Here is a 21,842-nt window from a genome sequence, read left to right as displayed (position 1 = left end):
TCCGTCCCGTGAGGCGGGGAAAGGGGAGACGAGCGATGACTGAAGTCACTTCAGCGCACGTGCCGTCGCGGGTTGTTCTAAACCAGGCGGACATTGACCGTGCGCTCACTCGTATCGCCCATGAGATCCTCGAAGCCAATAAAGGCTCCCAGGACCTGGTCCTGCTGGGCATTCCCAGCCGCGGCTATCCGTTGGCCGTACGGCTCGCCCAAAAGATCGCAGCTGCCGACGCCTCGGTCAACGCTGAAACGATTGTCGGCCAATTGGATGTCACCATGTTCCGTGACGATCTCTCCCATCAGCCCACCCGGCCCCCGCGCCACACACGCCTGCCGTTGTCAGGGATCGACAACAAAGTGGTTGTCCTGATCGACGACGTCCTGTACTCGGGCCGTACCATCCGTGCTGCACTGGACGCGCTGGTGGACCTTGGCCGCCCCCGGATTGTCCGCTTGGCCGTTCTGGTGGACCGGGGCCACCGGGAACTGCCCATCCGCGCTGACCACGTGGGCAAGAACCTGCCTACTTCCTCTTCTGAAAAGGTCCGTGTCCACCTCGAGGAAATCGACTCCGTGGACGGTGTGCCCGTCAACGAGGTAGTTATCGAGGCCGGCAAGTGAAGCACCTCCTTTCCACCGAGAACCTGAGTGCTTTCGACGCCATCCGAATCCTTGACACGGCAGAAGAGATGTCCGCCGTTGGTGAGCGTGAAGTGAAAAAGCTGCCCGCGTTGCGCGGCCGGACAGTGGTGAACCTCTTCTTCGAAGACTCAACCCGCACCCGCATCTCCTTCGAGGCTGCCGCAAAGCGACTCTCTGCCGACGTCATCAACTTCGCCGCCAAGGGATCCTCGGTGTCCAAGGGGGAGTCCCTCAAGGACACGGCACAGACCCTGGCCGCCATGGGCGCAGACGCCGTGGTCATCCGTCACTGGGCATCCGGGGCCCCGCACCGGCTTGCCGCGACAGACTGGATTGACGCCGCCGTTATCAATGCCGGCGACGGCACCCACGAGCATCCGACGCAGGCGCTCCTGGATGCGTTCACCATGCGCCGGCACTGGTCCAAGGTCAACGGCAGCGAATCCACCGGTGCTGACCTTAAGGGCATGCGGGTAGCGATCGCCGGCGATGTCCTGCATTCCCGCGTTGCCCGGTCCAACGTCTGGTTGTTGAAGACCCTCGGCGCTGAAGTCACGTTGGTGGCGCCACCGACCCTGCTGCCCATCGGCGTCGAGCACTGGCCTTGCAAAGTCAGCTACAACCTGGACGAGACGCTGGAAGCCGGCATTGATGCCATGATGATGCTGCGCGTCCAGGGTGAGCGTATGAACGCGTCGTTCTTCCCCTCAACCCGGGAGTACTCGCGTCGCTGGGGTTTCGACGACGCCAGGCTCCGTGCTCTGGATGACCTCGGCATGAAAGACACCATCATCATGCACCCCGGTCCCATGAACCGGGGCTTGGAAATATCCTCCGCCGCCGCGGATTCGCCGCGCTCCACCGTGCTTGCCCAGGTGCGCAACGGTGTTTCGGTCCGCATGGCCGCCCTCTACCTGCTGCTCTCCGGAGACTCCCGCGAAGCCGCCCACACCTTAAGCCAGTCCAGCAAGGAGACCAAATGATGGCCGAGAATACCTACCTGCTTCGTGGGGCCGCCATCCTCGGTGGCGAAGCTGAAGACCTGCTGATCCGCAATGGCATCATCGAAGCGCGCGGCCAGGGCCTCGCCGCTGACGGCGCTATGGTGATTGATGCCGCAGGCCTCATCGCCCTGCCCGGCATGGTTGACGTGCACACGCACTTGCGCGAACCCGGCCGCGAAGACGCCGAAACGGTCGAAACCGGTACCCGTGCCGCTGCCTTGGGCGGTTTCACGGCCGTCCACGCGATGGCCAACAGCAACCCGGTGGCTGACACTGCGGGCGTGGTGGAGCAGGTTCACAGCCTGGGCCGCGCGTCGGGTTGGGTGGACGTTCGTCCCGTAGGAGCAGTCACTGTGGGTCTCGCCGGCGAACAGCTCGCCGAGCTGGGGGCCATGGCCGATTCCCGTGCCCAGGTGCGCATGTTCTCCGACGACGGTATCTGCGTCCATGATCCCGTCCTGATGCGTCGCGCCCTGGAGTACGTGAAAGCGTTCGACGGCGTGGTGGCCCAGCACGCGCAGGAACCGCGCCTTACCGCCGGGGCACAAATGAACGAAGGCACTGTCTCAGCGGTCCTCGGACTGACCGGGTGGCCGGCCGTTGCCGAAGAAAGCATCATCGCCCGGGATGTCCTGCTGGCCCAGCATGTTGGGTCCCGCCTCCACGTCTGCCACGTCTCCACCGCTGGATCCGTGGAAATCGTGCGCTGGGCCAAGGCGCGGGGGATCAACGTCACGGCCGAGGTCACGCCGCACCACCTGCTCCTCACTGATGAACTGGTCCGCAGCTATGACCCCGTCTACAAGGTCAATCCGCCGTTGCGTACCGATGCTGACGTGCAAGCTTTGCGTGAAGGCCTGGCAGACGGCACCATCGACGTCGTGGGCACCGACCACGCACCGCACCCCAGTGAACATAAGGAATGTGAGTGGGCGCAGGCCGCAATGGGCATGACCGGACTGGAGACAGCTCTGTCGGTGGTCCAGGAGACCATGATCGAGACTGGCCTGATGTCCTGGGCCGACTTCGCCAGGGTGACGTCCTTCACTCCGGCGGTCATCGGCCGTGTCGCTGACCAGGGCCGTCCGCTGGAGGTTGGCGAACCGGCCAACGTCATCCTGGTGGACCCGGCTGCGCGATGGACCGTTGACCCCCATAAAATGGCAACCATGGGCCGCAATTCACCGTTCAAGGGCAAGGAGCTGCCCGGATCCGTTGTGGCAACCTTCTTCAAAGGACATCCCACGGTCGTCGACGGCCGGCTCAACACGCCGTACCGGTACCCGGAAGTCAGCAGCAATTAATGGATAACCAGACACTGACCGTGCTCATCACGGTGCCGTTGATCGTCGTCGTCCTGGCGATGATCTGGCTGGGGTGGCGTAACAGGCTGCGGCGACAAGCCGACGTCGAACGCCTACCAGCGGTGCCGGAGCAGCTGACGCCGGCCACCGTCGTCGCAGATGGCCAGTACGTTGCCACCACCACGGCGGGCGACTGGCTGGACCGGATCGCGGTTCAGGGCCTGGGTATCCGGACCAACGCGGAACTGAGCATCCACGCCGAAGGCGTGCTGTTCGACCGCTCCGGTGCCGCCCCGGTCTTCATCCCCCGCTCCGCACTGGCCGACAGCCGTGAGTCCAGCGGAATGGCAGGGAAGTTCGTCGAAAAAGACGGGCTCCTGGTCATCAGCTGGAAACTCGGTGGCCGGGAACTGGATACCGGATTCCGGTCCAGGCACGCAGCCGACAAGCAGCTCCTCCTCGAAGCCCTCCAGGAATTGATCTCCGCAGCCCCTCAGGCAGATGCCGATAGTGGAAAGTAATAAAGTGACGGATAGTAAAGCAGCCACCACACCCGCCCCCTCAGCAGCAGTGCTGGTGCTCGAAGACGGCCGCATGTTCCGCGGCCGCAGCTACGGCGCGCAGGGAACTGCGCTCGGTGAAGCGGTGTTCGCCACCGGCATGACCGGTTACCAGGAGACCATCACGGATCCCTCCTACGCGCGCCAGCTGGTAGTCCAGACTGCGCCGCACATCGGTAACACCGGCGTCAACAGCGAAGACGCTGAGTCCCGCCGGATCTGGGTGGCAGGCTACGTCGTACGCGACGCCGCACGCCGTCCCTCCAACTGGCGTTCGGAACGAAGCCTCGATGACGAACTGGTGAAACAGGGCATCGTTGGCATCCAGGGCGTAGACACCCGTGCCATCACCCGCCACCTCCGCGAGCACAAAACCATGCGCGCAGGCATCTTCTCCGGCGAGGCTGCCCAGGCCACCGACAAGGAACTGTTGGACGCCGTGCTTGCCAGCGCTCCCATGGAAGGCGCAGCCCTGGCGGAGGAAGTCTCCATCGATGAGGCCTATGTCGTTGAGCCCAAGGACCACGGCTGGGAAGGCGAACCGCGGTTCTCCATCGCCGCCGTCGACCTCGGCATCAAGGCCATGACGCCCGTGCGTTTCGCAGAGCGCGGTGTCCGCGTCCACGTGCTGCCGGCAACCTCCACGCTGGAAGACGTCAACGCAGTCAACCCTGACGGCTTCTTTATGTCCAACGGTCCCGGCGACCCCGCCACGGCGGACCACCAGGTCTCCCTGCTGCGTTCAGTCCTGGACGAGAAGCTGCCGTACTTCGGCATCTGCTTCGGCAACCAGATCCTGGGCCGTGCCCTTGGGTTCGGCACCTACAAGCTCCGCTACGGCCACCGCGGCATCAACCAGCCCGTCATGGACCGCCGCACCGGCAAGGTGGAAATCACCTCGCAGAACCACGGCTTCGCCGTTGACGCCCCGCTGAACGGTTCCACCGTGGCGCCTGAAGAGCGATACGGACGGGTTGAAGTCAGCCACGTTTCGTTGAACGACGACGTCGTTGAAGGACTCGCCTGCCTCGACATCCCCGCCTTCTCAGTTCAGTACCACCCCGAAGCTGCCGCTGGTCCGCACGATGCCGCCTACCTCTTCGACCGCTTCATCGACCTCATGGCCGACACCAAGTCCAAGGCCACAGACGAAAACTCCACCGAATCCAAGACTGAGGACAAGAAGTAATGCCCAAACGTAGAGATCTCAAGAGCGTCCTTGTCATTGGTTCGGGCCCGATCGTCATCGGCCAGGCAGCCGAGTTCGACTACTCAGGCACCCAGGCCCTGCGCGTCCTCAAGGAGGAGGGCCTGCGGGTCATCCTCGTGAACTCCAACCCGGCCACCATCATGACGGACCCCGAGTTCGCCGATGCCACCTATGTTGAGCCCATCACCCCGGAGGTGGTGGAGAAGATCATCGCCAAGGAGCGCCCGGACGCCATCCTGCCCACCCTGGGTGGCCAGACAGCTTTGAATACGGCCATCGCCCTGGACAAGAACGGTGTACTGGAGAAGTACAACGTGGAACTCATTGGCGCGAACATTGCCGCCATCGAGCTTGGCGAAGACCGCGAGAAGTTCAAGGGCGTCGTGGAGCGCTGCGGTGCAGAATCCGCACGCAGCCACATTATCCACACCATGGAAGAGGCCTTCGCCGCTGCCGAGGACCTCGGCTACCCGATGGTGGTCCGTCCGTCCTTCACCATGGGTGGACTGGGATCGGGCCTGGCGTACAACGAGGACGACCTTCGCCGGATCGTGGGCCAGGGCCTTCAGTACAGCCCCACCACCGAGGTCCTGCTTGAAGAGAGCATCCTCGGCTGGAAGGAATACGAGCTCGAGATGATGCGCGACAAGAACGACAACGTCGTTGTTGTGTGCTCCATCGAGAACTTCGATCCCGTAGGCGTCCACACTGGTGACTCCATCACTGTTGCGCCGGCGCTGACCCTGACAGACCGCGAGTACCAGAAGCTGCGCGACGTCTCCATTGCCGTCATCCGCGAGGTTGGCGTGGACACCGGTGGCTGCAACATCCAGTTCGCCATCGACCCCGCCACTGGCCGCGTCGTGGTCATCGAAATGAACCCCCGCGTTTCGCGTTCCTCAGCACTGGCGTCCAAGGCAACCGGCTTCGCCATTGCCAAGATCGCCACCAAGCTCTCCCTGGGTTACACCCTGGACGAAATCCCGAACGACATCACGCAGAAGACCCCGGCTTCCTTCGAGCCGACCCTGGACTACGTTGTGGTCAAGGTCCCGCGTTTCGCGTTCGAGAAGTTCCCGGCAGCAGACAACACGCTGACCACCACCATGAAGTCCGTTGGCGAAGCCATGGCCATGGGCCGTAACTTCACCGAAGCCCTGCAAAAGGCCCTCCGCTCGCTTGAGCAGAAGGGTTCCCAGCTGGACTTCAGCTCCGTGCCGGAATACGAAGTCGCAGAGCTCATCGAGAAGGCCAAGCGACCCACGACGGACCGCCTGCACCAGGTGCAGCGCGCCCTGCTCGGCGGCGCCACCGTGGAAGAACTCTTCGAGGCCACCAAGATCGACCCTTGGTTCCTGGACCAGTTGCAGCTGCTCAACGAGACAGCCCAGGAGATCCGCAAGGCCGGTGTGCTCACGGAGGAAATGCTGCGCAACGCCAAGCGCCACGGTTTCTCCGACGAGCAGATCGGTGCCCTGACGCACAACAACGAGGCCGTGGTCCGCGGAGTCCGTCAGGCTTTGGGTATCCGTCCGGTCTACAAGACGGTGGACACCTGTGCCGCGGAGTTCGCCGCTTACACCCCCTACCACTACTCTTCCTACGACGAAGAGGACGAGGTAGGCCTGCACGCCAAGCCGTCAGTGATCATCCTCGGCTCCGGCCCCAACCGCATCGGCCAGGGCATTGAGTTCGACTACTCCTGCGTCCACGCCTCCATGGCGCTGCGCAAGGCCGGCTACGAGACCGTCATGGTCAACTGCAACCCTGAGACCGTCTCCACGGACTATGACGTCTCCACGCGTCTCTACTTCGAGCCGCTGACCCTTGAGGACGTCCTTGAGGTCATCGCAGCCGAGGAACGCACAGGCGGCGTGATGGGCGTCTTCGTGCAGCTCGGTGGGCAGACTCCGCTGAAGTTGGCACAGCAGCTCGCCGACGCCGGCGTGCCCATCCTGGGTACCTCGCCGGAAGCGATCGACCTCGCCGAACACCGTGGTGCTTTCGCCCGCGTGCTGGACGAAGCCGGACTGACCTCCCCGAAGAACGGCACCGCGGTGTCCTTCGAGGACGCCAAGAAGATTGCCGACGAAATCGGCTATCCGGTGCTGGTTCGGCCGTCCTACGTCCTGGGCGGCCGTGGCATGGAGATCGTCTATGACGAAGCGAACCTCTCCCGCTACATCGCCAACGCCACGGAAATTACGCCGGACCACCCGGTACTGATCGACCGCTTCCTCGAGGATGCCGTGGAGATCGACGTCGACGCACTCTTCGACGGCACCGACATGTACCTCGGCGGCATCATGGAACACATCGAAGAAGCCGGTATCCACTCCGGTGACTCCGCCTGCGTGCTTCCTCCGATCACCCTGGGCAATAACGTGATCGAGCGCGTGCGCACGGCAACCCGTGCCATCGCTGAAGGTGTGGGCGTCCGCGGCCTCATCAACATCCAGTTCGCGCTGGCCTCAGACGTCCTGTACGTTCTCGAAGCCAACCCGCGCGCCTCGCGCACGGTTCCGTTTGTCTCCAAGGCAACGGGCGTGCAGATGGCCAAAGCAGCAGCCCTCATCGGTACCGGGGTCACCATCAACCAGCTCCGCGGCGCCTACAAGATGCTGCCGGAAACCGGTGATGGTTCCACGCTGCCCCTGGACGCGCCGGTTGCCGTGAAGGAAGCCGTGCTTCCGTTCAGCCGCTTCCGCACTCCCGAAGGCAAGGTTGTTGACTCCCTGCTCGGCCCGGAGATGCGCTCCACCGGTGAAGTCATGGGCATCGACAAGCACTTCGACACCGCTTTCGCCAAGAGCCAGGCCGCTGCCAACAACGCACTGCCCACCGAGGGTAAGATCTTCGTTTCCGTGGCCAACCGCGATAAGCGCTCGGTCATCATGGGTGTCAAGCGCCTCTCGGACCTCGGCTTCGAGATCGTCTCCACCGGTGGCACGGCGGACGTCCTGCGTCGTAACGGCATCCAGGCGACTCCGGTCCGCAAGGTGGCCGAGGGCAGCAGCGCTGAAGGTGAAGGAACCATTGCTGACCTCGTCATCGCTGGCGAGATCGATATGGTCTTCAACACCCCGTCCGGCGGCGAAGCCCGCAGCGACGGCTACGAACTCCGCGCCGCAGCAACGTCCATCGGGATCCCCTGCATCACCACCGTCGCCGAATTCAACGCGGCTGTGCAGGCCATCGAGGCCCTGCGTACCTACGAGTGGTCCGTGACCAGCTTGCAGGAGCACGCGGCCAACCTGGCAGCAGCAGTGGAAGCAGCCAATGCCTGAGTCTGCCCAATTGCAGCAGGCGCAGACGCCGGTCCGGGAGTCTTTTGGCTCCCGGCTGGCGGCCGCCATGGCCTCCCGCGGTCCGCTGTGCGTCGGAATCGATCCCCACCCGCAGCTTTTGGTTGATTGGGGATTGAACGACGACGCCGCCGGCCTGGAACGCTTCTCGCTGACAGTGGTGGAGGCGGTCGCTTCCCTCGCTGCCGCGGTCAAGCCGCAGGTGGCACTCTACGAGCGTCACGGCTCCGCCGGCATGGCCGTCCTGGAGCGCACGCTTGCCGCTTCCTCGGAAGCAGGCGTGCTCAGCATCGCCGATGCCAAGCGTGGCGACATCGGCTCAACCATGGCGGCGTACGCGGACGCCTGGTTGCGTGACGGTTCGTCCTTGGCCGCAGACTCCGTGACCCTCAGCCCCTACCTGGGCTTTGAGTCGCTGCGTCCGGCGCTGGACCTCGCTGCGCAATATGGCAGGGGAGTGTTTGTCCTGGCCCTGACGTCCAACCCGGAAGGGAAGTCGGTCCAGCACGTTGGTGGCGATGATTCGGTGGCGCGCAGGATCGTGGCCGCTGCTGCAGCGGAGAACCAGCGGTACGAGGGGACCCTTGGTTCCGTTGGTTTGGTTGTGGGCGCCACCATTGGGTCGGCGCTTGGGGACCTGGACATCGATCTGGGCCAGGTCCGCGGCGCGATCCTCGCACCGGGGCTCGGCGCCCAGGGTGCAACCCCTGCTGACCTTCGTGCGACGTTCGGTGCTGCCTATCCTTCGGTCCTGGCTACCTCCAGCCGGGGCATCCTGGCCGCAGGTCCCTCCGTGGTGGGCCTTCGTGCCGCAACCGAAGAGACGTTGGGCGGGCTTCGGTCGGAGTAAGTTGCCTGACCGCATTGCGCAACAGCGCCCCTGCCGGTAGGTTCAGGATCAGTCCGCGTGATCTGGATCACAATCGCGATCTGACAGGGGTTTGGCAGTGGGCCTTAAAGAGCTGACACCACAGGAGCGTTCCGATGCGCTGGAGAAGGCCGCCAAGGCGAGGGCAGTCCGTGCCGCCGCCAAGGAACGGCTCAAGCGCGGCGAGGTCAGTGTTGCGGAGCTGATCTCTTCCGGGGCAACGGACGAGGCGATTGCGCGCATGCGTGTGGTGGAACTCCTGGAGGCCCTGCCGGGCATTGGCCCCGTCAGGGCGGCCGGGATCATGGCGGAGATAGGCATCGCCGGATCCCGGCGCATCAGGGGCCTGGGAATTCACCAGGCCCGGGCGCTGGTAGATTTTATGGACACCCAGCAAAGCGTTTGACGCATCTCCCCGAAGGAATCCGTGAGCAAGAAACCCGGACTGACTGTCCTTGCAGGCCCCACTGCCGTTGGCAAGGGAACCGTATCCACCTACATCAGGGACAACTATCCAGAGGTCTGGCTCTCAGTCTCGGCAACCACCCGGGCCGCCCGTCCGGGTGAGCAGGATGGCGTTCACTACTTCTTCAAGTCTGCCGAGGAGTTCGACTCCCTGGTGGCGGATGGTGAATTGCTGGAGTGGGCTGTGGTGCATGGACAGAACCGCTACGGGACGCTCCGCAGTACTGTCAACGCCGCCATCGCCGAAGGAAAGTCCGTCCTCCTGGAGATTGACCTCCAGGGCGCACGCCAAGTCAAGAAGGCTGTTCCGGACGCGAATTTTGTGTTCCTGGCACCGCCGACGTGGGACGAAATGGTCCGCCGCCTGGTGGGCCGCGGCACGGAAACTCCCGAGGAACAGCAGCGCAGGCTGGAAACCGCTAAACTGGAACTTGCTGCTGAACCGGAGTTTGACCACACCGTCATCAATGACGACGTTCGCCGGGCAGCGGACGAGCTTGTTTCACTCATGGGGCTTACCCCGCACCAGCGCTAAGCGCTTGCATTTGTTGGCCCGCTAAAATTTGGAGAATTCGTGTCCACGAACCTTGAAGGCATCATCAACCCGCCGATCGATTCGCTGCTTGAGGCTGCTGATTCCAAGTACGGCCTGGTCATCTTCGGCGCCAAGCGTGCCCGCCAGATCAACGCCTACTACGCCCAGCTCCACGAGGGCCTGTTTGAGTACGTCGGCCCGCTGGTTGACACCAAGCTGAACGAGAAGTCGCTGTCCATCGCCCTGCGCGAGATCAACGAAGGCCTTTTGGTTTCCACGCCGATCGAGCCTGCAGAATAAGTACAGACTGCCTGTTGACGGAGGTCACGTGCGCATAGTCCTCGGAGTCGGGGGAGGGATTGCAGCCTACAAGGTTGCATCGCTCCTCCGGCTTTTTACTGAAGCCGGCCACAAGGTCACGGTCATCCCCACGGAAGCGGCCACACGGTTTGTTGGAGTCGCGACGTGGGAGGCCCTCTCGGGCAACCCTGTGAGCAACAGCGTCTTTGACGACGTCGAGAAGGTCAACCATGTGCGCCTGGGCCATGAAGCCGACCTGATTGTGGTTGCACCCGCCACGGCGGACCTCCTGGCCAAGGCTGCAACAGGACAAGCGGGCGACCTCCTTACCAATACGCTGCTCATGGCCCACGGTCCAGTGCTCTTTGCTCCGGCCATGCACACTGAGATGTGGCAGCACGCCGCAACCCAGGCGAACGTGGAGACGTTGCGCAGCCGCGGTGTGACAGTACTCGAGCCAGCCTCCGGTCGCCTCACCGGGTCCGACTCGGGCCCTGGCCGCCTGCCGGAGCCGGAAGCAATCTTCACGGCTGCGATGGCTTTGACTGAGGTGGCGGATGGCGCCAAGGCTTCACCCGCCGCGGAGCAGCCGTTGGCAGGCCGGATCGTAACGATCTCAGCCGGTGGCACCAGGGAGGCGCTGGACCCGGTCCGCTTCCTGGGCAACCGCTCGTCCGGCAAGCAGGGTGCCGCCCTGGCCGCCGCAGCCTTGGCTGGCGGGGCAACTGTTCGCTTCCTTGCCGCACATATGGACGTCGAACCGCCCGCCGGCGTCGAGCTTGTCCGTGTTGAGTCGGCGTTGGAACTGCGCGAGGCCGCGCTGAAGGCGGCAGTGGATTCCGACGTCGTCATCATGGCCGCCGCCGTGGCGGATTTCCGTCCGGCCGAGGTCTCGGACACCAAAATCAAAAAGGTCGACGGCGAGGATGCGCCCGTGGTGCGGTTGATCCGGAATCCTGACATCCTGCATGAGCTCGTGGAACGCCGCAACGCCGAGGGTGGCCGGCAACTGATTGTCGGTTTCGCGGCCGAAACAGGCGACGCCCAGGGAGACGTCCTGGAACACGCAACGGCCAAGCTCAAGCGCAAGGGCTGCGACCTCCTGGTAGTTAACCAGGTGGGCATTGGGCGCGTGTTCGGCCAGGATGACAATTCCGTGGTGATCCTCTCCGGTCACGGAGCCGACCCGCAGTCGGCCGCCGGTTCCAAGGCCGATGTCGCCGCTGCAGTGGTTGATCGGGTGGGCGCCGAGCTCACACGGGTCTTCCCGGCGTTGTAACTGAGCCCACACCCGAATTCTTAGCAAAGGGACACACGGCAGATGCCGCCGTCCCGCAACCCAGTAAGGTGGTCGAGTGACTTTACCGCTGCACCATGAACACCATGGCACCCCGTCCAAGCTCCGGCTCTTCACTTCCGAGTCGGTCACCGAAGGGCACCCGGACAAAATCTGCGACCAGATCAGCGATGCCATCCTTGACGCGCTGCTGGCCGCTGATCCTGAGTCCCGCGTGGCCGTTGAAACCATGGCCACCACCGGCCTGGTGCACGTGGCTGGTGAGGTCACTACCGACGCTTACGTAGAGATCCCGCAGATAGTCCGTGAGACTATCCTCGGCATCGGATATGACTCTTCAGCCAACGGCTTCGACGGTGCCCGTTGTGGTGTTTCGGTGTCCATCGGCCAGCAGTCCAACGACATCGCAGGCGGGGTGTTCAACTCCCTCGAGGCCCGCGAAGGCCGCCAGGAGGATGACTACGATCTCCAGGGTGCAGGCGACCAAGGCATCATGTTCGGCTACGCCAGTGATGAAACAGCCTCCTACATGCCCACGCCCATCTGGCTTGCCCACCGCTTGTCCGAACGGCTCACCGAAGTGCGCAAGAACGGCGAATTGGCTTACCTCCGGCCGGACGGCAAGACGCAGGTTACCGTAGGGTACGACGGCGACCGCCCGGTTTCCGTTGAAACCGTGGTGATCTCCAGCCAGCACGCCGAGGAAGCTGGCCTTGAGCAGCTTCGGGCCGATCTCGCCAGTTACGTCATCGACCCCGTCCTCGCGGCGTCAAGCCTGGACCTCTCGCGCACGGCCAATATTCTGAACCCGGCCGGTGCCTTCGTCATCGGCGGTCCGGTAGGCGATGCAGGCCTCACGGGGCGCAAGATCATCGTCGACACTTATGGCGGGTTCTCCCGGCATGGCGGCGGCGCCTTCTCAGGCAAGGATCCGTCCAAGGTTGACCGTTCGGCTGCCTACGCCATGCGGTGGGTTGCCAAGAACGTGGTGGCCGCCGGACTGGCCAAGCGTGCCGAAATCCAGATTGCCTACGCGATTGGCCAGGCCCGCCCGGTCGGGACGTACGTTGAGACGTTCGGCACGGAGACCGTGGACCCGGCCCGCATCAGCGAGGCCATCGACGAACTCTTCGACCTGCGTCCGCGCGCCATCATCGATGCCCTGGACCTCAAGCGGCCCATCTACGCCAAGACGGCAGCCCACGGACACTTTGGCCGCGACGAGCCCGATTTCACCTGGGAGCGTCTGGACCGGGTTGCTGACCTGAAGGAATATTTCAACGCCTGATCGCTTTGTCGATTTTGCCGGTGCCATCCGGGGTTACTACTTTGTCGGTGGCCCGTGATTGGCTGGTGCCAGTGAGATGCCCGCAGCGGGTTCCATCCTGCTGCGGGCATCTGCGTTGGTGACGCGCAGCGGTTTTCCGCTTGATGAGTTGGAGGTGAAGTGCATGGCAGGACCCGAGGCCCAGCCGTCCCTGCTTCAACCCTCGCTGCTGCAAGGTTTCCCGGACCGCCTGCCCGTCAACGGCCCGCCCCTGGCAGAAACGGACCCCGTTGCCCGCGTGGTTCTGGAGTCATCCCTGCCCCACCTGGACCGGCCCTTCGATTACAGTGTTCCAGCTGTGCTGGCCGAAGCGGCTGCCCCCGGGGTCAGGGTCAAGGTCAAGTTCAACGGCCAGGAACTGAACGGCTACATCACAGAGCGGCGCGCGACCTCCGACGCGGCTCACCCGTTGACGGCCCTGCACAAAGTCGTCTCGCCGGTAGCTGTCCTTACCCCGGCCATTGCAGAGCTCGCGGCCAGGGTTGCTGCCAGGTACGCCGGAACACTGAGCGATGTCCTTCGGACTGCTGTTCCTCCCCGTATCGCCAAGGTGGAGAAGGAGTTGCTGTCCGGAGATTCAGATGAGGCCGTGGTGGATCCGGCGCCGGACAGTGATGCCCACGCATGGGCTTCGTACTCCAACGGGGCCCCCTATTTGCAGCACCTCGCCAGTGGCGGCTCGCCGAAGGCTGTCCTCACGGCGCTTCAGGGTTTCGGTGCGTACGGGTGGCCCGCACTTGTTGCTTCCGCTGTAGCTGCGGTGCGGTCCTCGGGACGGGGCGCCGTGGTGGTCGTGCCTGACTACCGGGACTTGGAGCAACTGGGAGCCGCCCTGGAGAGGGTCCTGCCGAAGTCCGACGTCGCACGGCTCACCGCGGACGACGGGCAGACGCCCCGTTACCGGAACTTCCTTCGGCTGCTGAATGGATCCGCCGGGGTAGCCATCGGCACACGTTCGGCTGCCTATGCGCCTGTACGCGACCTTGGCCTGGTGGTGTGCTGGGATGACGGTGACGATCTCCACATTGAGCAACGGGCACCGTACGCGCACTCCCGGGAAGTTTTGCTGCTGCGTGCCGAGCAGGAGAACGCCGCGTGCCTCATGGCTTCCCACAGCCGCAGCACCGAACTCCAGCGTCTGGTCGAGATGCAGTGGGCCGTAGCCATTGAAGCGCCACGAAACGTGGTGCGTTCGACTGTTCCGCGGGTCTTGAACACCGCCGACAGTTTCGAGCAGGAACGGGATCCCCTGGCACGGATCGCCCGTTTGCCGGGCTCGGCGTGGCGTGCGGCCAAGGAAGGCTTGGAGCGCGGGCCTGTCCTGGTCCAGGTGGCACGCGCCGGATATGCGCCGTCGCTGGTCTGCGAGACGTGCCGGGAACTGGCCCGCTGCAACGCCTGCCAGGGGCCGCTGGCGGTTTCCAGCGGCTCCGCCATACCTGCGTGCAGGTGGTGCTCCACACCGGCGCCCCAGTGGAGATGCACCCACTGCCGCGGAACCCGGCTGCGTCGTGGCGCAGTCGGCGTCATGCGCACCGCAGAGGAATTGGGCCGTGCGTTCCCTGGCAAGGCTGTGGTGACTTCCTCCGGTGAACACATCAAGGCAACAGTTCCCGATACTGCTGCCCTTGTGGTGGCAACCGTGGGAGCCGAGCCGGTGGCTCCAGGGGGCTATGCTGCCGCTCTGCTGTTGGACGGCAACTCGCTGCTCCGGAGGGAAAACCTCCGGGCGGGGGAGGACACTGTCAGGCGTTGGTTCAATGCCGCTGCCCTGGTCAAACCTGCCCACGAGGGGGGCCTCGTGGTGATCACGGCTGACGATACCGTCGTCACGGGTGCGCTGCTGCGCTGGGACGCGCCGGGCTTCGCATCACGGGAACTGGCGCTGAGGAAGGAACTCCATTTGCCCCCAGCGGTGCGGGTGGCGTCAATTACCGGGACCAGGGCCGACGTCGGGCATTTCGCGGATGCTTTTGAAGCTACCGCGACGTTGCCGTCGGGCAACAAGCTCCGGAAGGCCGGTCCTGCGCCGGTTCAGCTTTACCCAGGGGCCTCGCAGGGTGCCTCCAGCGAGGCAGATGAGGACGTCCGGACGTTGTATTTCCTGCCGTACGGCGACGCTGCGGAAGCCACGCGTGCCCTGCGGGCTGTGAAGGCCGCCAGCGCCGCCAAGCGCACGTCGGGTCCGGTACAACTTCGCCTGGACGGCGTGGACGTCCTCTAGGGGATCCCTAGGCCCGGCGTTTGCGCAGTGCCACGACTTCCTCGGCTGCAGCAAGCAGTTGCCGCGCCGACTCGTCCCAGGTGAATTCGGATGCCCGCTTAACGGACTGGCGGGAGCGCTGCTGCCAGAGAGCGTCGTCACCGAGCTCAGCCACAGCGCCGGCGAACTCCGTAGGTGATCCGGGGTCCACATAGCTGACAGCGTCTCCGCCCACTTCACGGAAGATCGGAATGTCGCTGGCAATGACAGGGGTTCCCAGTGCCATGGCTTCCACCAACGGCAAGCCATACCCCTCAGCGCGGGAGAGACTGACCAGGGCAGTTGCCCTCAGCAGCAGTTCGTCGTACTGGGCGTCGGTGACGCCGTTGTGGAACCGGACCTTGGCTCCGGTGGGAACCATAGCCTCAAGTTCAGACTGACGTTGCGGGGTGATGCGGCTGAGCAAGTGCAGGGTGTAATCGTGCAATCCGGCCATTCCCCGAATCATCGTCTCTACGTTCTTGTACGGCATGAACGAACCCATGTAGAGAAGGGTTTTATCTGCGCCGGAGCCAGGATCGCGCGGCGACTGACCCGGCTGAGGGGCATTGCCGACTATCCGGACGGGCCGTTTGGTCAGTTTGTATTTGGCCATCAACGCTTCAGTGGTTCGGCTGATGGTGGCCACGATATCCGCTCGGTTCAGCAGGAGACGCTGCGGCCAGTAGGCCTTGTGGTACAGCCTCCACAGCAAACGCACGGGTGCGGGCAGGAAGCCAGGGGGTGTCGGGTGCTGGTAGTAAATGAGGTCGTGGAGTGTGAGCACCAGGCCGTACCGGCGGCCGAAGGTGCCCATGGTCTGCATGGGGCACACCACCACATCGGCGTTGAGGGGATTGACCTTGCGGGCTACGAAGAGTTCGACGGGTGACAACGGGCTGTTGACGAGCACGTAGGGGACGTCCGGCAGCAGGGCAAGTTGGCGCTTATCGCTGATCAGCATGGTGACGTCGGCGATTTTGGATGTTGCGGCTATGAGGCTTGAACCGTAGCGGCTGATGCCATCGTGGTGGTCCGTCCTGGTAAAGCGGGCGTCGATGACAATTTTCACGCGGGATGTTCCTCCAGGAAGGTGCGGATGGCTTCTGCCGCCGGGACCGGCGTCTCATAGTGGATTAAGTGCCCGACGCCGGGAATGACTTCCAGCCTCGCGTCCGGAAGGCGCTCCATGAGTTTGTACTGGTTGGGAAGGGTGGCGATCTCATCTTTTTCACCGGCCACAAGGAGCACCGGGAGGGTGAGTTGTTCGGCAACCTCGGCCACGTGTCCTGAGACGGAGGCCTTGAAGGATTCCAGCAGGCTCTTCCTGTCGGCGAAGGCGCTGAAGTAGGCGTCGTGCTGGCCGTGGATGAAACGGCGCAGGGCTTTGTCCTTGGTTTTGGCCATGGTGATGCTCATGATGCGCACGATCGCCCGGTTGCGAAGGATTGCGAGTCCCAGGGGGCGCGGAAGCCTGGCCGACACCTGGTAGTACAGCACAGCGAGCTTGGTCATGATGCCCTTTGGACCCTCCAGCGCGGGCGCGGCAATGGGGTTGATCAGGATCAGCGGGTAGATGGCGTGTGGGTGCGTCGCTGCGAAGTGGCTGGCGACGATCGAGCCGAAGGAGTGGCCCAGCAACACGGTCTTTGGCCCGAGGCCGAGCGCTGACATGAAGCTGGAAATGAACTGACCGTAGCGTTCAACAGTGTGCTCATCATCAACGAACGGATCGGAGCTTCCGAAGGCCGGCAGGTCCGGCATGATGATCCGCATTTCCGGGAGCTGGTCGGCCACCCGGAGCAACCCGTGGTGATCTCCCCGGAATCCGTGGATCACCAGGATGGTACGGGTTTTGGGGGTGACGGTGACCGGTTCGTACGTCCAATACGCCACGTTGCTGCCGTCAACATCAATGTCCGAAGCTACAGTCCGCCCTGGAAGGGCTTCGCTGAAGAATGTGCCAGGGGCCTGTGTTCCTTCGGGGGAGTTGGCGGTGTCCACTTTTTCCATGCAGCTGTTCCTAATTCACATTGTCCGGATGCGATCCGGTTCGATGGTGCCGCTCAAGCCCTGCGATGCCGTCCATGTCCGTGGCGTCGAGTTCGAAATCAAAAACGGCGAAGTTCTCTTTGATACGGCCTGCAGAGCTTGCTTTCGGGATGACCAGGTTCCCCAGTTGGAGATGCCAGCGGAGAACAACCTGCGCAGGAGTCCTGCCGTACTTCTCCGCCAGGCGGATGATGGCCGGATCCGCCAGTACCTGCCCTCTGCCCAGTGGGCTCCACGCCTCAGTGCGTATACCGAGTTGTTCGTGCAAGGTGCGCAACCTGGTCTGCTGCAACCAGGGGTGCAGCTCGATTTGGTTGACGGCCGGGACTACTTCGGCCTTCTGCATCAAATCGTCCAGGTGGCCGGGTTGGAAGTTGGAAACACCAATGGCCCGGATTTTGCCTTCCCTGTACAAGGTCTCCATGGCTTTCCACGTCTCCACCAACAGTCCACGTCGGGGACAGGGCCAGTGAATGAGGTAAAGATCCACGTAGTCGAGCCCAAGGTTTGAGATGGACGTGTCGAAGGCGCGAAGGGTGGCGTCGTAGCCGTGGTCATCGTTCCAGACCTTGGTGGTGACGAAGAGGTCCTCCCGTGCAAGGGTGTGAACGGATTCTCCGGAACCGCCCGTTCCCCTGTTGGCTTCCGCGGCATCTCCGACTGCGCCGCCGATGGCTCGTCCGACGCCGACCTCGTTGCCGTACATCGCGGCCGTATCGAAGCGCCGATACCCCTCACCCAGGGCTGTGGCTACCAGGGCTTCGGCGTCCTTCGGGGGCACTTTATAGAGTCCGTATCCCAGGCTGTCCATCTGTACGCCGTTGTTCAATGTCTGCCGGGACGGGAATCTCATAGCAAAGACTCTACCCATTCCTTGCACGAATGCTTCAGGAGTGGCCATTGAAACTGACAAGTCGCCGGGCCGAGGCTTCGTCCAAAATGAGGTCCGTGGCCAGCCCGGCGGCCAGTGCTCCCTGGAGTCCATTGATCTTGGAGGCACCGGACACCACGCAAATGCGGCGCCTGACTTGCCGCAATTGCTCATGGCTGGGGCCCGTGGACCGTTCGTTGAGGGTGATGCCGTCCGACGATCCATCGCTGCGGAAAAATACGGTGGCGACGTCGCCCACCACGTCATCGGCGGCCAGCATGGTGAGGTCGCGTTCATCGAGGTAACCGCCGGCATAGACGTGGCTGGGATAGTCCGAATCCACCGAACCCACGCCGAAAATAGCGATGCTCATGCGGGCCTGCAGATCAAGAATGCGTTGAACGCTGCGCTCATTCCACATGGCCGTCTTGGTGGATGCATGATCAAAGAATGCCGGAACAGGGAACTGCTCAACGCGTGCACCGTAGGCGCTGCCGAAGCGGCGCATGATGTCGCTGGCGTAGGTAATGCCGGTGGTTTGCATGTTTCCAGCACCGTTGAGCTGGACCACGATGCTGTCGTGCGTCACCTTCCGCGTGAGATGCCGGCTGACCGCACTCAGCGTCGCGCCCCAGGCCACGCCGATGATGGCGTTCGAGTCCACCAAGGGGCCTATTGTTCGCGCGGCCTGCATGGCAACGCGGTCCAGGGTCTCTGCTTCGTTGAGCGTGTCCAACACAGGAACCACATGGACGTCCACTCCATATTGGTTGCGGATCTGGCTCTCCAGTTCGGGTCCGGTGTCAAAAGGGCTCCTGATCTGTACCTGCACAAGGCCGGTTTCGCGTGCCGAGGACAGCAGCCGGGACACCGTGGACCGGGACGTTCTCAGCTCCCGGGCGATGGCGTCCATGGTCAGGTCCTGAAGGTAATACATCTGTGCAGCCCGGAGCGCATCCGAGTGACGTGATCGTGCCATCTCATTTCCTTCCTGCACGTTTGTGCAAATAGCTTGACTCCATTTTCCACCTTCGCAAGATTAGTGGTGAACGGTGCAGCAGCGAGTGGCGCGGCGCACGAACCAAGCCCAAGGGAGCAGTTTTGGGACACAACAGGATTTCCGGTACCTCACGGCACACAGAGCGCGACTCCGTCGTTGCGCTGCAGGAGCGGCCCTCGGCCAAGGTACTTATCATTGGCGGCGGCATCAACGGTGTAGGAACGTTCCGCGACCTGGCCCTGCAAGGTGTGGATGTGGCGCTTGTTGAACGCGGCGACTACTGCCAAGGTGCCAGTGGTGCTTCCTCGCACATGATCCACGGTGGCATCCGCTATCTCGAAAATGGCGAGTTCCGCCTGGTCCAGGAATCCGTGGTGGAGCGCAACCGGCTCCTGCGCATTGCACCGCACTACGTCAAGCCGCTCCAGACCACCATCCCCATCTTCAGCACCTTCTCCGGAATCCTTTCCGCACCCATGCGTTTCCTCACCCACAAGCAGGGCAAGCCCAAGGAACGCGGCGCATTCCTCATCAAGGTTGGCCTGAGCATGTATGACTTCTTCTCCCGTGACGGAGGAAGTGTGCCCCGCCACCAGTTCCGTGGAAGGACCCGGGCCCTGGCCGAGCTTCCCAAGCTGCACTCGGGGATCAAGTACGCGGCAACCTACTTTGATGCCTCGGTCCACAACCCCGAACGCCTGACCCTCGATGTCCTTCAGGATGGCGAGAAGGCAGGCCTGGGCGGCGGACTTCCCGGTGGAAGCGCCCGCGCCAGCAACTATGTGTCACTCGTTTCCATGGGCGCGGACGGGGTTCTCCTCCGCGATGAACTGACCGGCAAGGAATTTGAATTCCAGGCAGACGTGATCGTCAACACCACAGGCGCCTGGGTGGATCTCACCAACCAGGCCATGGGTGCCGTCAGCAAGTTCATGGGCGGAACCAAGGGCTCCCACATTGTCCTTGACCACCCGGAACTTCTTGCCGCCTGCAACGGCAGGGAGATCTTCTTCGAACACACCGACGGCCGCATCGTCCTCATCTACCCGATGGGCGACCGCGTCCTGGTGGGCACCACCGACGTCGACGCGGACATGTCCGAAGACGCCGTGTGCACCGAAGAAGAGATCGACTACTTCTTCGACCTGGTAGGACACGTGTTCCCCACCATCAAGGTGGAGCGGGACCAGATTGTCTACAGCTTCGCCGGCGTCCGTCCGTTGCCCCGCCACGACGAAACCCAGCCCGGCTTCGTTTCCAGGGACTACCGGATCGAGCGCAGCGTCCGCACCGGCGATGGTGCGGTAGCCACGCCAGGCGGTAAGGCCGCCGTCGTACTCAGCTTGGTAGGCGGCAAGTGGACAACGTTCCGCGCCCTGGCCGAGCACATGACCAACGACGTCCTGCGTGAACTCGGCATGGAACGCAAAGTCTCGACGGCGAAACTCGCCATCGGCGGCGGCGCCGGCTTCCCTGCCACTGAACAGGGCGAACAGGAATGGATCAAGAAGCACATGGGTCCGGGCCTGGACGCTGACCGGGTTGCCGGGCTGCTGACCCGCTACGGTACGCGGGCTGACGCGGTCATCGCGTACCTCAACGCAGGCCATGACCAGCCATTGAGGTCAACGCGTGAACTCAGCGTCCGTGAGTTGGAGTTCATGGCCGAGCATGAGCAGATCGGGCACTTGGTGGACGTCCTTATCCGCAGGACGTCCCTGGCGTTCCGTGGCTTGGTCACCGGTGAGCTGCTGAACGAAATTGCCGCCGCCTTGGCCGAACCGCTCGGCTGGGATGCTGCCGCCCGTGAAGCAGAAATCCGCCACGCCCAGGAAGTACTGCAGCGGTTCCACAAGGTTGACGTGCACAGTCTCGTAGCCTGAGCCCAAGCAGCGGAAACAGCTTGACCGTCCCAACGTGCGGCAGGGGCGGAATGGGGTAGGTGGGCCCGACAGGGGACCACCACACCGGGACGGTTCCGGAGAGCGGAACCGTCCCAAACGGCCTCTTCACCCGCGAGGGGGCTGATAACAGAAAAATGAGGAGTCAAAGATGTCTCTTGGAATTGTTTTCCTTTCCGAAGTATTCGGAACCATGATGCTGACCCTGTTGGGTTGCGGCGTCGTGGCAAACGTTGCGCTCAAAGGCACCAAGGGCAACAACGCTGGATTCTTGATGGTGACGTGGGGCTGGGGTATTGCGGTCTTCGCGGGCGTTTTCGTGGCTGCAAAGTCCGGTGCGCACCTGAACCCGGCCGTGACGTTGGGCCTGCTGGTCAACGGCAAGGCAGAGTATGCCCCGGACGTAGCCGTCACCTTCGCGTCCACCCTGACGTACTTCGGCGCTGAACTGCTGGGTGCCTTCCTGGGTGCGGTTGTCTGCTGGCTCGCATACAAGCAGCACTTCGATGAAGAACCCCTGGCAGCCAACAAGCTGGGTACTTTCTCCACCGGTCCCGCCATCCGTTCCACCCCGTGGAACCTCGTCACAGAGATCATCGGCACTTTCGTCCTGGTCTTCGTCATCCTGACCTTCGGCGGTACCCCCTCAGGACTCGGCCCGCTGGCCGTGGCACTGCTCGTTGTCGGTATCGGCGTTTCCCTCGGTGGCCCCACCGGTTACGCCATCAACCCTGCACGTGACCTCGGCCCCCGCATCGCGCACGCCCTCCTTCCCATCAAGGGCAAGGGCAGCAGCGACTGGGCCTACTCCTGGATCCCCATTGTTGGACCGCTGGTTGGCGGCGCACTTGCGGGCGTCGTAGCTCTGTGGGTTCCCGACATCATGCCTGCGGTCGCCGGCTGATCCTGCCCGTACCGAACCGCACACACCCTCAATCACCACTGAGTAACCAGCAACGA

Annotated in this window: 19 protein-coding genes; 15 read left to right on the top strand and 4 right to left on the bottom strand. The window is 63.4% G+C overall.

All coding sequences use genetic code 11. From position 1 onward, the window contains the following. Positions 1 to 35 precede the first annotated feature (35 nt). The 13 genes from pyrR (at position 36) to QEH68_RS11570 (ending at position 15,040) form a co-directional block, all read left to right on the top strand. Positions 36 to 620 carry a bifunctional pyr operon transcriptional regulator/uracil phosphoribosyltransferase PyrR gene (gene pyrR / locus QEH68_RS11630; RefSeq protein WP_280622925.1) on the top strand — a complete coding sequence of 195 codons (585 nt, stop codon included), beginning with the start codon at positions 36 to 38 and terminating at the stop codon, positions 618 to 620. After that, entirely contained in the window at positions 617 to 1,624 is a 1,008-nt protein-coding gene (locus QEH68_RS11625) for an aspartate carbamoyltransferase catalytic subunit (RefSeq protein ID WP_207593665.1), read from the top strand. The genes pyrR and QEH68_RS11625 overlap by 4 nt, the downstream gene beginning before the upstream one ends. After that, positions 1,624 to 2,949 carry a dihydroorotase gene (locus tag QEH68_RS11620; protein WP_280628002.1) on the top strand — a complete coding sequence of 442 codons (1,326 nt, stop codon included), beginning with the start codon at positions 1,624 to 1,626 and terminating at the stop codon, positions 2,947 to 2,949. The genes QEH68_RS11625 and QEH68_RS11620 overlap by 1 nt, the downstream gene beginning before the upstream one ends. Beyond that, positions 2,949 to 3,470, top strand: coding sequence for a hypothetical protein (locus QEH68_RS11615; RefSeq protein ID WP_207593664.1), 522 nt, complete (start codon positions 2,949 to 2,951; stop codon positions 3,468 to 3,470). Before QEH68_RS11620 ends, QEH68_RS11615 begins: the two co-directional genes overlap by 1 nt. Then, complete coding sequence (gene carA / locus QEH68_RS11610; protein WP_280622924.1) at positions 3,451 to 4,698, top strand: glutamine-hydrolyzing carbamoyl-phosphate synthase small subunit; 1,248 nt, start codon at positions 3,451 to 3,453, stop codon at positions 4,696 to 4,698. Before QEH68_RS11615 ends, carA begins: the two co-directional genes overlap by 20 nt. Further along, the gene (gene carB / locus QEH68_RS11605; protein WP_280622923.1) at positions 4,698 to 8,006 is read left to right on the top strand and encodes a carbamoyl-phosphate synthase large subunit; all 3,309 of its coding nucleotides are present in this window, start codon (positions 4,698 to 4,700) and stop codon (positions 8,004 to 8,006) included. Before carA ends, carB begins: the two co-directional genes overlap by 1 nt. Next, entirely contained in the window at positions 7,999 to 8,874 is an 876-nt protein-coding gene (gene pyrF, locus QEH68_RS11600; protein ID WP_280622922.1) for an orotidine-5'-phosphate decarboxylase, read from the top strand. Before carB ends, pyrF begins: the two co-directional genes overlap by 8 nt. A gap of 97 nt (positions 8,875 to 8,971) precedes the next feature. Next, entirely contained in the window at positions 8,972 to 9,298 is a 327-nt protein-coding gene (mihF, locus tag QEH68_RS11595; RefSeq protein WP_207593660.1) for an integration host factor, actinobacterial type, read from the top strand. Between the two features lie 21 nt (positions 9,299 to 9,319). Continuing rightward, positions 9,320 to 9,892, top strand: coding sequence for a guanylate kinase (gmk, locus tag QEH68_RS11590; protein ID WP_207593659.1), 573 nt, complete (start codon positions 9,320 to 9,322; stop codon positions 9,890 to 9,892). 39 nt (positions 9,893 to 9,931) lie between these two features. Further along, positions 9,932 to 10,192: a DNA-directed RNA polymerase subunit omega gene (rpoZ, locus tag QEH68_RS11585; protein WP_017197559.1), complete on the top strand. Its 261-nt coding sequence runs from the start codon at positions 9,932 to 9,934 to the stop codon at positions 10,190 to 10,192. A gap of 28 nt (positions 10,193 to 10,220) precedes the next feature. After that, entirely contained in the window at positions 10,221 to 11,471 is a 1,251-nt protein-coding gene (gene coaBC / locus QEH68_RS11580) for a bifunctional phosphopantothenoylcysteine decarboxylase/phosphopantothenate--cysteine ligase CoaBC (protein WP_280622921.1), read from the top strand. Positions 11,472 to 11,547: 76 nt separating this feature from the next. Further along, positions 11,548 to 12,777, top strand: coding sequence for a methionine adenosyltransferase (metK, locus tag QEH68_RS11575; protein ID WP_089595220.1), 1,230 nt, complete (start codon positions 11,548 to 11,550; stop codon positions 12,775 to 12,777). A gap of 163 nt (positions 12,778 to 12,940) precedes the next feature. After that, complete coding sequence (locus tag QEH68_RS11570) at positions 12,941 to 15,040, top strand: primosomal protein N' (protein WP_280622920.1); 2,100 nt, start codon at positions 12,941 to 12,943, stop codon at positions 15,038 to 15,040. 7 nt (positions 15,041 to 15,047) lie between these two features. Here QEH68_RS11570 and QEH68_RS11565 read toward each other — a convergent pair whose 3' ends face one another. Genes QEH68_RS11565 through QEH68_RS11550 form a run of 4 tightly spaced genes read right to left on the bottom strand, consistent with a single transcriptional unit; the run spans position 15,048 to position 18,960 of the window. Next, on the bottom strand, positions 15,048 to 16,130 hold the full coding sequence (locus tag QEH68_RS11565; RefSeq protein WP_280622919.1) for a glycosyltransferase family 1 protein: 1,083 nt from the start codon (positions 16,128 to 16,130) through the stop codon (positions 15,048 to 15,050). Next, the gene (locus QEH68_RS11560; RefSeq protein ID WP_280622918.1) at positions 16,127 to 17,071 is read right to left on the bottom strand and encodes an alpha/beta hydrolase; all 945 of its coding nucleotides are present in this window, start codon (positions 17,069 to 17,071) and stop codon (positions 16,127 to 16,129) included. Before QEH68_RS11560 ends, QEH68_RS11565 begins: the two co-directional genes overlap by 4 nt. A 10-nt stretch (positions 17,072 to 17,081) precedes the next feature. Next, a complete protein-coding gene (locus tag QEH68_RS11555; RefSeq protein ID WP_207593654.1) occupies positions 17,082 to 17,963 on the bottom strand; it encodes an aldo/keto reductase in 882 nt (293 codons plus the stop codon). Positions 17,964 to 17,997: 34 nt separating this feature from the next. Beyond that, positions 17,998 to 18,960: a sugar-binding domain-containing protein gene (locus tag QEH68_RS11550; RefSeq protein WP_207593653.1), complete on the bottom strand. Its 963-nt coding sequence runs from the start codon at positions 18,958 to 18,960 to the stop codon at positions 17,998 to 18,000. A gap of 122 nt (positions 18,961 to 19,082) precedes the next feature. Here QEH68_RS11550 and QEH68_RS11545 point away from each other — a divergent pair, with 122 nt between their 5' ends. Then, positions 19,083 to 20,864: a glycerol-3-phosphate dehydrogenase/oxidase gene (locus QEH68_RS11545; protein WP_280622917.1), complete on the top strand. Its 1,782-nt coding sequence runs from the start codon at positions 19,083 to 19,085 to the stop codon at positions 20,862 to 20,864. Between the two features lie 169 nt (positions 20,865 to 21,033). Further along, entirely contained in the window at positions 21,034 to 21,786 is a 753-nt protein-coding gene (locus tag QEH68_RS11540; protein WP_207593651.1) for an MIP/aquaporin family protein, read from the top strand. Positions 21,787 to 21,842: the final 56 nt, after the last annotated feature.

Origin of the sequence: Paenarthrobacter sp. OM7 (assembly GCF_029873575.1) — a bacterium.
In the GTDB taxonomy this organism is placed as follows: domain Bacteria; phylum Actinomycetota; class Actinomycetes; order Actinomycetales; family Micrococcaceae; genus Arthrobacter.
Note: the sequence above shows the minus strand (reverse complement) of the source record. Positions and strands in the feature narration are given on the sequence as shown.

Bases quoted from the DNA above. Each gene is read 5' to 3' on its own strand.
- QEH68_RS11550 (WP_207593653.1), bottom strand. From the start codon at position 18,960: ATGGCACGATCACGTCACTCGGATGCGCTCCGGGCTGCACAGATGTAT.
- QEH68_RS11570 (WP_280622920.1), top strand. From the start codon at position 12,941: ATGGCAGGACCCGAGGCCCAGCCGTCCCTGCTTCAACCCTCGCTGCTG.
- QEH68_RS11615 (WP_207593664.1), top strand. From the start codon at position 2,949: ATGGATAACCAGACACTGACCGTGCTCATCACGGTGCCGTTGATCGTC.
- carA (WP_280622924.1), top strand. From the start codon at position 3,451: ATGCCGATAGTGGAAAGTAATAAAGTGACGGATAGTAAAGCAGCCACC.
- pyrF (WP_280622922.1), top strand. From the start codon at position 7,999: ATGCCTGAGTCTGCCCAATTGCAGCAGGCGCAGACGCCGGTCCGGGAG.
- QEH68_RS11620 (WP_280628002.1), top strand. From the start codon at position 1,624: ATGGCCGAGAATACCTACCTGCTTCGTGGGGCCGCCATCCTCGGTGGC.
- QEH68_RS11540 (WP_207593651.1), top strand. From the start codon at position 21,034: ATGTCTCTTGGAATTGTTTTCCTTTCCGAAGTATTCGGAACCATGATG.
- QEH68_RS11560 (WP_280622918.1), bottom strand. From the start codon at position 17,071: ATGGAAAAAGTGGACACCGCCAACTCCCCCGAAGGAACACAGGCCCCT.
- pyrR (WP_280622925.1), top strand. From the start codon at position 36: ATGACTGAAGTCACTTCAGCGCACGTGCCGTCGCGGGTTGTTCTAAAC.
- carB (WP_280622923.1), top strand. From the start codon at position 4,698: ATGCCCAAACGTAGAGATCTCAAGAGCGTCCTTGTCATTGGTTCGGGC.
- QEH68_RS11555 (WP_207593654.1), bottom strand. From the start codon at position 17,963: ATGAGATTCCCGTCCCGGCAGACATTGAACAACGGCGTACAGATGGAC.